At 51.8% G+C, this 7030-nt stretch carries 11 protein-coding genes and 2 pseudogenes; 4 read left to right on the plus strand and 9 right to left on the minus strand.

What is annotated here, in order from left to right; translation table 11 throughout:
- The 6 genes and pseudogenes from C7H09_RS08020 to C7H09_RS08045 all read right to left on the minus strand — a co-directional run.
- The coding region (locus C7H09_RS08020) for an RpnC/YadD family protein (RefSeq protein WP_106762055.1) at positions 1 to 743 on the minus strand (743 nt) is incomplete at its 3' end.
- 368 nt (positions 744 to 1111) lie between these two features.
- The gene (locus tag C7H09_RS08025; RefSeq protein ID WP_106762056.1) at positions 1112 to 1813 is read right to left on the minus strand and encodes a Fic family protein; all 702 of its coding nucleotides are present in this window, start codon (positions 1811 to 1813) and stop codon (positions 1112 to 1114) included.
- Between the two features lie 100 nt (positions 1814 to 1913).
- Positions 1914 to 2183 carry an addiction module antidote protein gene (locus C7H09_RS08030; protein ID WP_106762057.1) on the minus strand — a complete coding sequence of 90 codons (270 nt, stop codon included), beginning with the start codon at positions 2181 to 2183 and terminating at the stop codon, positions 1914 to 1916.
- Positions 2180 to 2398, minus strand: a pseudogene (locus tag C7H09_RS20190) (type II toxin-antitoxin system RelE/ParE family toxin); the annotation flags it as partial. The gene C7H09_RS08030 and the pseudogene C7H09_RS20190, both read right to left, overlap by 4 nt.
- 77 nt (positions 2399 to 2475) lie before the next feature.
- Complete coding sequence (locus tag C7H09_RS08040) at positions 2476 to 2775, minus strand: HigA family addiction module antitoxin (protein WP_206074291.1); 300 nt, start codon at positions 2773 to 2775, stop codon at positions 2476 to 2478.
- 12 nt (positions 2776 to 2787) lie between these two features.
- A complete protein-coding gene (locus C7H09_RS08045) occupies positions 2788 to 3066 on the minus strand; it encodes a type II toxin-antitoxin system RelE/ParE family toxin (RefSeq protein WP_106762058.1) in 279 nt (92 codons plus the stop codon).
- 164 nt (positions 3067 to 3230) lie between these two features.
- On the opposite strand from C7H09_RS08045, the gene C7H09_RS08050 reads away from it, so the two are divergent.
- Both C7H09_RS08050 and C7H09_RS08055 read left to right on the plus strand, forming a co-directional pair.
- On the plus strand, positions 3231 to 3479 hold the full coding sequence (locus C7H09_RS08050) for a type II toxin-antitoxin system HicA family toxin (RefSeq protein ID WP_106762059.1): 249 nt from the start codon (positions 3231 to 3233) through the stop codon (positions 3477 to 3479).
- Positions 3479 to 3820, plus strand: coding sequence for a type II toxin-antitoxin system HicB family antitoxin (locus tag C7H09_RS08055; protein WP_106762060.1), 342 nt, complete (start codon positions 3479 to 3481; stop codon positions 3818 to 3820). The genes C7H09_RS08050 and C7H09_RS08055 overlap by 1 nt, the downstream gene beginning before the upstream one ends.
- A 362-nt stretch (positions 3821 to 4182) precedes the next feature.
- On the opposite strand, the gene C7H09_RS08060 is transcribed toward C7H09_RS08055, so the two are convergent.
- On the minus strand, positions 4183 to 4485 hold the full coding sequence (locus tag C7H09_RS08060; RefSeq protein ID WP_106762061.1) for a CopG family antitoxin: 303 nt from the start codon (positions 4483 to 4485) through the stop codon (positions 4183 to 4185).
- Position 4486: 1 nt separating this feature from the next.
- Positions 4487 to 4759, minus strand: coding sequence for a BrnT family toxin (locus C7H09_RS08065; RefSeq protein WP_106762062.1), 273 nt, complete (start codon positions 4757 to 4759; stop codon positions 4487 to 4489).
- A gap of 805 nt (positions 4760 to 5564) precedes the next feature.
- On the opposite strand from C7H09_RS08065, the gene C7H09_RS08075 reads away from it, so the two are divergent.
- Entirely contained in the window at positions 5565 to 6044 is a 480-nt protein-coding gene (locus tag C7H09_RS08075; RefSeq protein WP_106762063.1) for a hypothetical protein, read from the plus strand.
- A 10-nt stretch (positions 6045 to 6054) separates the two neighbouring features.
- Positions 6055 to 6582 carry an ankyrin repeat domain-containing protein gene (locus tag C7H09_RS08080; protein WP_106762064.1) on the plus strand — a complete coding sequence of 176 codons (528 nt, stop codon included), beginning with the start codon at positions 6055 to 6057 and terminating at the stop codon, positions 6580 to 6582.
- A gap of 156 nt (positions 6583 to 6738) precedes the next feature.
- Here C7H09_RS08080 and C7H09_RS08085 read toward each other — a convergent pair.
- Positions 6739 to 7030, minus strand: a pseudogene (locus C7H09_RS08085) (hypothetical protein); the annotation flags it as partial.

Raw genomic sequence — 7030 nt, forward strand, 5'->3', positions numbered from 1 at the left:
CCCTTTTCCATGCCCTCGGCTCGTAACCGGTCACTTAAGTTTGCCATGGTGCTGCTCTCCTTCGGGTATTTCTGCTGATACAATTCCATTTCATTATCATCCAAGGCTGTGTAGATGTCGATGAAGTCCAGATACTTCAACTGCTTCTCGGGATCCGGCTCCAGAGTGCTCAAACCGCGCACGGCACGGGCATAAACCTCCAGTTTCTGGTCTTGCCGCCAGCTCATCAGGCTCAGGCAAAGCCTGGCGATGAGATTATTACTATGCCAGTAATCCTCTGCACGGAGCTCCTGCAACGCGCAGCGTATGTAGTTAAAACTCAGGTATTGATAACGCTCACTGCCGAGAACGAGTTCGCGCGGTTCCTTGCTACTGGTTTTCAGGAAAATCACCACCGGCACCACTCTGTCTGTGCTGCACAGCTCCGCAAGATCCAAGCAATAGTGTGCCAGGCGGTGGATAGAGAACCGCCTTGGGTCAGATTCCTCTTCCAGAACAAACAGCAGCGCCTCTCTTCGCCCATCTGGCCACTCAACCAGTAATGGCACATCCAGCTCCCGAAACCGGTTACCCAGCCTTTCTTTTAACTGCTCCTGCCGAAGTGGAACAATACGGGCTTCCGAGGTGACGGCCTCCGATTCCTGCGGACTGAACAGCTGAATGGCTTGCACCGGATAATCCAGGATCAAGTTTTTGAAGTTCTGGTCATGACTGGTTGGTGGGCTTGCCGAATCCTTTGGCATATTGGCTTTCCTTGTACGCTTTATCATTGGCCATTCTCAACGAAAGGCTTCGTGGAAATCAAGAAAAAGCTGGATATATATACAGATAAAATTATGAAGGTATGATGTGAGCAAATCAACAGTCGAGAATGACAAGGATATCACCATGCCGGAGAAATGGGGTCTGACAGCGAGTGTCAGACCCCGTCGATAGCGGATGCCAAGCCCCGTCGATAGCGCACGCCAAACCCCCGTCGATAGCGAATGCCAGACCCTGCCGGTACTTCGCGGGCAAAGGGGTCTGACCCTCGCGGTCTGACCCCACAAGGCACCCACGTTAAACCTTGGAGAAATGGGGTTTGCCAGCGAAACGGGCGGCTCTGGCCCGTTTACTCCTCTTTCATAATACGAACGACCCGTTCGTCCATGCAGCTACGCACGAAGGCATTCATTTCACCCTGATCGCCGGACTCGTAAAAGCGGAGCATAAGTTCATTGAATTCGAGTTGGCTTGAAGCCGGAATATTGATGGCCGGATAGCCGTTGCTCAACAGGTGGCCGTTCATCATAAAACGCCCCATACGCTTGTTTACATCGTAGAAAAACTGAGTACGGGCCATAGTCAGGAACAGGTGGATAGCCTGGTCGTAAACATCGCCCATGTACTGTAGTTCATCGATCATTCGGTCAAAACGTTCCGGTAGCTCACTAGCCGCCGGAGGCTCGTAATCAGTGCCAGCAATCAGTACGGAGCCACTGCGAAAGCAGCCCCACTCCAACGCCTCTTCCCTTGCAGCGACCGTATGCAGAGCCATGGCGCAATCGGCCGATAAACTGAAGCTCCCTTCCCGGATCATCTGAAACAGCAGTTTCCAGGCCTCGCCCTGATTAACCGCGATTTGCTGATCGCTCAGCCTATGCCCACCCACTGCGACCCCCTGCAGCAGGGTTTGCACCTCCGGCAACGTGAAGTTGATGCCCTCCAGGCGCACTGCATCGTAAACAAATACCGATACCGCGCGTTGTGCAAGCATAAGTGCTTTTTCAGGGTTGGGTGGCATTGACCAGTAGTTGTCTGTAGCGGTGGGCATTTCGGCTCCGGTTGGCGGTGCAACTTTCAGTTGTTTTCAAGACCGCCAATTTACCATACCTGGCGTTGAAAGCTGAGTTTGCGCTTGGCTGAGGAAGTCCTCAATAGCCCACACCCAGGGCACGGGGCACCGTGAGCATGGTTTTCAGGGTAGGGTTGCCCTGCTCGCTAAATGATCGATACAGCTGCTCACGGGAAAGCCCCGTTTCAAGAGCCAGTTCTGTCATCCCCTTCGCCCGAGCCACCACACCCATAGCTTTGGCGATGTAAGCCGTATCACCGGCCTCCAGGGCATCGGCGAGAAAAACTGCAATTGCATCCTCACTATCCAGCGACGCTGCCGGATCGTAATCGTAGATCTTGCCGCTCATAACGCCTCCCATTCTGATGCCAGTCGCAGCGCAGTGTTAATATCACTTTGCTGGGTATCTTTATCTCCACCGCAAAGCAGGATAATGACCTAGTTCCCACGCTGCTTGAAGTAGACCCGCTACCCGGGGCCATGATGAATGCGCAACTCGCAGACACCCTGCCCTACTGGCTTTACATCCCCTGCCAATCCATTGGCCAGCCGAAATATACGCGCTGGAGAAGTGGGGTCTGACAGCGAGTGTCAGACCCCGTCGAGAGCGAGAGGCCAGGCCTGTTCCAGGTTTACTGTTTTCAAGCAGCGTGCGGCTGAACCTCTTTAGCAATCTTGGCTTCTTTGCCCAACTGAGCCTGGCGCAGCTCAAACTCCGTTTGGAGATTCAGCCAGAACCGTGCACTGGTGCCAAAGTAACGCGCTAGCCGCAGCGCCGTGTCTGCGGAAACGCCCCGGTTCTCACGAACGATCTCATTCATCCGCGTTGCCGGAACATGCAAAGCCTTGGAGAGCGCATTTACGCTCATCTCCAGCGGCTCCAAATACTCTTCCCGCAGAATCTCTCCAGGGTGAATGGGACGCATACCATTACCAATCATTGCGCGACCTCCTCAGTGGTAATCAACAATTTCAACATCTTCCGGACCGTCCGCAGTCCATCGAAAGCACACCCTCCATTGCCGGTTAATGCGGATGCTGTACTGGCCTTTCCGGTCACCATTCAAAGCTTCAAGCCGGTTACCAGGTGGGGATTTCAGATCATCCAGCTCTGCAGCTGCTTGCAACACAATCAACTTACGCTCAGCTGCAGCTTTGATCGCCAAAAACCGTCTGGTTTTTCCAGCCTCAAACAGCGCTTGAGTGTCTTTGCATCGGAAGCTTTTAATCATACCAGCAACTTATAACGCTTATCGTTAAACGTCAAACTGAGTTAACCGCTAGTGGCCCGAGACTCACTTGTGCCTGTCCATGATCTTTTCATTATCTTTTTCCTCAAACTATGGACGCGCCCCCAAACAGCAACTAAACTTAGTTGCAGAAAAGGAGAAGAGGGATGTCAAAGCAAGGAAAGCTGCTGACTAAGCTATTGAATAGAGACTCAACTTTTACCTGGCAGGAACTAACCGCACTTTTGCGAAGCCTTGGGTATCGCCAAATTGAGGGGCCAGGTAGTCGAGTTAAGTTCGACAATGGAAATCCACAAGCACTAATCAACTTACACCGGCCACACCCGGGTAATGAACTGAAAGCTTACGCAAGACGTCAGATAATTGACAACCTTAAATCTGGAGGGCTGATCTGATGGGTACCATGCTCAAATACCGGGGCTACCACGGCTCCATAGAGGTTAGCACTGAAGACAATTGCCTGTTCGGAAAACTGCAGTTTATTCGCTCACTGGTCAACTACGAAGGAGAAACAGTAGCAGAGCTTGAAAAAGCGTTTCAGGAAGCGGTGGACGACTACCTGAAAACCTGCTCAGAGCTGAACACCGCGCCGGAAATACCTTGCAAGGGCTCCTTTAATGTAAGGGTTGGGCATGACTTGCACCTTGCGGCAAGCATTGAGGCACGTCGCCAAAGCATCTCATTAAATGACCTCACACGAGAGGCGCTCAGCGAGTATCTAACGCAGCACGCATGAGCGGGTCTCTTGTAATAGCCTGCCCCCACAAGGCACCTACGTTAAACTTGGGAGAAACGGGGCTGCATTGACGAAAACGCGCTGCCGATTCTGGAACGATTGAATCTGGATCCGGAACGGTGGTTCCAGCGGCGAATTACCATAACCCCGAAATCGACGCCGCAGAAATGCAAAAAGCCTGGGGACGACTCCACCGGGCTTTCGGGAATCAGGTTAGGCTAAGCTGTGCCTGTCCATGATGATTGGGGTCTGACAGCGAGTGTCAGACCCCGCCGAAAGCGAACGCCAATCCCCGCCGAAAACGAGTGCCAGCCCCCGTTGATACACCTGGCAGCAGCCATTGCACGGCAAATTCATTCGCTTTAGCGCGCCCGCTGGCCTGACTTGTTAGCAGAGATGTCCTTTAGGCCACCGGAGACATACTTGTGTAGAACACTAGCAACCAACGACTGGTAAGGAAGCCCTTCTTCCAGCGCCCGGCGTTGAAGTGCCTCCAGGTCGCGACTGGAGATACGTATATTGATCCGCTTGTCTTTCTTGAACGTTTCTTCCGCGGCCTTCATCAGATACTCCCGACGATCGGCATCCAGATCTGACTCGAACTCTCCAGGTTCGTATGCCTCCAGCAGCTCTTGCTCTTCGGGATCCAATTTGGTTTTCGTCATGCTACCCCCTTAGAAATTTCTTAGTGGCCTTACGACTGGGAATGACCGTCTTGAGAAAGATTTCTCTATCATTCTCGACGTACGGCACCAGCCAGGCATAGTCGTCAATTCGAATCACAAACAGACGTTGATTCGGATACTTCTCCCTATTGGGGTGAGGTCCATCATCAAGTAAACCGCCAGACTGAAGGGCAAACAGGACATCTTCGAAGGAAACTTCGCGCTCGCTCATCAACTGTTGGTTCTTTTCAGCATTCCAGTTAATTTGCTTCATGAGAAGAGTCTAGCAGGCCGTGTGCCTATTGGCATCTTTCTCCATGAAGATCCGCTGGTCTGCGTTTCATCGAGAAGTGGGGGCTGAGCCTCGCGGTTCAAAGGGGTCTGACAGCGAGTGTCTGACCCCACAAGCCACCTACGTTAAACCTTGGAGAAATAGGGTCTGACAGCGAGTGTCAGCCCCCGTCGAAAGTGAATGCCAAACCCCGTCGATAAACCTGGCAGGAGCCATTGCACGGCAAACAGAACAGCAGGCGCTATTGATAAGAAAGTGCTGCCCATTCTGGAACGGCTGAATCTAGATCCGGAGCGGTGGTGCCAGCGGGCGACCGCGTTTGAGGACAGCTACCAGGATTACCGAAATCCAGGACGGCGCCGACGAGCGGCTTAGACTCTCCCCCGCCGCCATAATTACCCCCATGCTTTTTCGGTGCTCCTGCCGAGGCTGTCGCTCGCCTGAAATCAGCAGATTTCCGTCATTCCCCTTGGAAGGCCGCCATCGTTTTGTCAGAACCCCGGAATCAACGCAGCGGAAACGCAAAAAGCCCGGGGTCGAAACCACCAGGCCTTCGGGAAGTTGGTCAGGCGAGTGCCCCAGCAGGCGAGTGCCTGTCCGTACTTATGTCCATAATTGATCCGTCAGGTGAGTGCCTGTCCATAATCAAGACCCATAATCAAGACCTAAGCCGTTGAATCACTCAAAGCGCGCTGTTAATCTTCGTAAGCGTGCAACGACATGCACATCACGGATGTGATTAGCTTCTAAAAAACCGGAAGCCCTTACTTTAGAAAGGAGTCTTAATATGGGTGACGTTTCACTCAGCCTTCCCGTAATTATCGATCAGAATGTAGTGTTAACCGAGCAGGAGGCAAAAGAAGTATTTATCTTCTTCTGGCCCGAACGCAAGCATGCTATTGAAGGAATGACTATAAACTTAGATGCTAAACGTTATGCTCAGGCCCTGTTAATTGTTGCTGTGGACGCCTCCTATTTGATCGGATTTATAGATATTCTAATAAACGCGATCATACGAAAAAAACCCGGTGCCAGCGTTCAAGCTTTGGTCAAAAAAATATCACGCAAGTACGTGAAACACTGGTGGAACTATGCTTCGGAAGAGGACTTGGGCGATGCAAAGGTCTATGACTCTGTCAGAGCGACCATTGCTCTAAAACAAAAATCCCGTTTCGAGATGTTACTCGCAGGCATTGTTTCCTTGCCCAGAAAACTGCCTTCATTTGCAACCTCAGGACTCTCTGCAGGAAACCTGGTCTGGGTTTGAGGGTAGCAGCATGAAAAAATTTGTTGCGAGTGCTCTCGCACTGCTCGTTATGCTTATGATCGGTACGGCTGGCATCATGGCATATAATTTTGCCAATGCGCCCCCTGTTACATTGATCGTTTATATGAGTTCTGAAAATTCACCAGCGGTGCTTAAATGGGGTGCTGAACAAGCTCTATATGGATTTCACCCATCAGAGGATGAGGTTCAGCAACTCAATATGGAGGCGGGTGCGCGCTACGCCGCCCTATATTCTGACGAATCTCAGGCTAGAAAAATATTGGTGCATTTTCTAGAAAATGGCGTTGATGTGGACGCTATCGATAAAAACTCCGGCTCCGGCGTTACGGCACTACACTCGGCAGTACTTGAAAGAAACTCATTTGCGGTCAAACTGCTGTTAGAGCATGGTGCCGACGCCTCTAAAAAAGGAGAGCAAGGCCGAACGCCTTTAGATTTTGCAAGGCTTTTGCAGGAGAAAAAAGCCGATGCAGATATAGCTGAGATTATTATAAGCTTGGAGGAAGCTGGGGGTTAATTCTGGGCTAGACATCACGCTGAGTCGATGACGCTTGCTTTATTTGCGGTAAGACCGTTCTAGTAGTTTCGCAACGGTGAGGCGTATTTCGAGAAATGGGGTCTGACAGCGAGTGTCAGACCCCGTCGAAAGCGAATGCTGCATTCCGCGCTTCGTTCAACTCCTCAGAGCAAGCAAGGCTTCCAGCGTGTCTTCCGACAGAATTGCGGTGACCCAGATCTCCAACTGCTCGTTAGTAGCTGTAGATATGCGCTCGTCCGCCCAAAGCGGGATCGGGCCAAATTTGAGCTGAACCTGCTTTCTCAACATTCCTTCCATGCCTTCATGCAGGCCCTTCTCCAAGCCCTGCTCCAAGCCCTTTTCCATACCCTTTAGCATGCCCTTTTCCATGCCCTTTTCCATGCCCTCGGCTCGTAACCGGTCACTTAAGTTTGCCATGGTGCTGCTC

It is taken from the genome of Marinobacter fuscus (assembly GCF_003007675.1).
Classification (GTDB): domain Bacteria; phylum Pseudomonadota; class Gammaproteobacteria; order Pseudomonadales; family Oleiphilaceae; genus Marinobacter; species Marinobacter fuscus.

What these genes read in the sequence shown, in the direction of transcription:
- C7H09_RS08025 (WP_106762056.1), bottom strand. Translation starts at nt 1,813, where the DNA reads ATGCCCACCGCTACAGACAACTACTGGTCAATGCCACCCAACCCTGAA.
- C7H09_RS08030 (WP_106762057.1), bottom strand. Translation starts at nt 2,183, where the DNA reads ATGAGCGGCAAGATCTACGATTACGATCCGGCAGCGTCGCTGGATAGT.
- C7H09_RS08040 (WP_206074291.1), bottom strand. Translation starts at nt 2,775, where the DNA reads ATGATTGGTAATGGTATGCGTCCCATTCACCCTGGAGAGATTCTGCGG.
- C7H09_RS08045 (WP_106762058.1), bottom strand. Translation starts at nt 3,066, where the DNA reads ATGATTAAAAGCTTCCGATGCAAAGACACTCAAGCGCTGTTTGAGGCT.
- C7H09_RS08050 (WP_106762059.1), top strand. Translation starts at nt 3,231, where the DNA reads ATGTCAAAGCAAGGAAAGCTGCTGACTAAGCTATTGAATAGAGACTCA.
- C7H09_RS08055 (WP_106762060.1), top strand. Translation starts at nt 3,479, where the DNA reads ATGGGTACCATGCTCAAATACCGGGGCTACCACGGCTCCATAGAGGTT.
- C7H09_RS08060 (WP_106762061.1), bottom strand. Translation starts at nt 4,485, where the DNA reads ATGACGAAAACCAAATTGGATCCCGAAGAGCAAGAGCTGCTGGAGGCA.
- C7H09_RS08065 (WP_106762062.1), bottom strand. Translation starts at nt 4,759, where the DNA reads ATGAAGCAAATTAACTGGAATGCTGAAAAGAACCAACAGTTGATGAGC.
- C7H09_RS08075 (WP_106762063.1), top strand. Translation starts at nt 5,565, where the DNA reads ATGGGTGACGTTTCACTCAGCCTTCCCGTAATTATCGATCAGAATGTA.
- C7H09_RS08080 (WP_106762064.1), top strand. Translation starts at nt 6,055, where the DNA reads ATGAAAAAATTTGTTGCGAGTGCTCTCGCACTGCTCGTTATGCTTATG.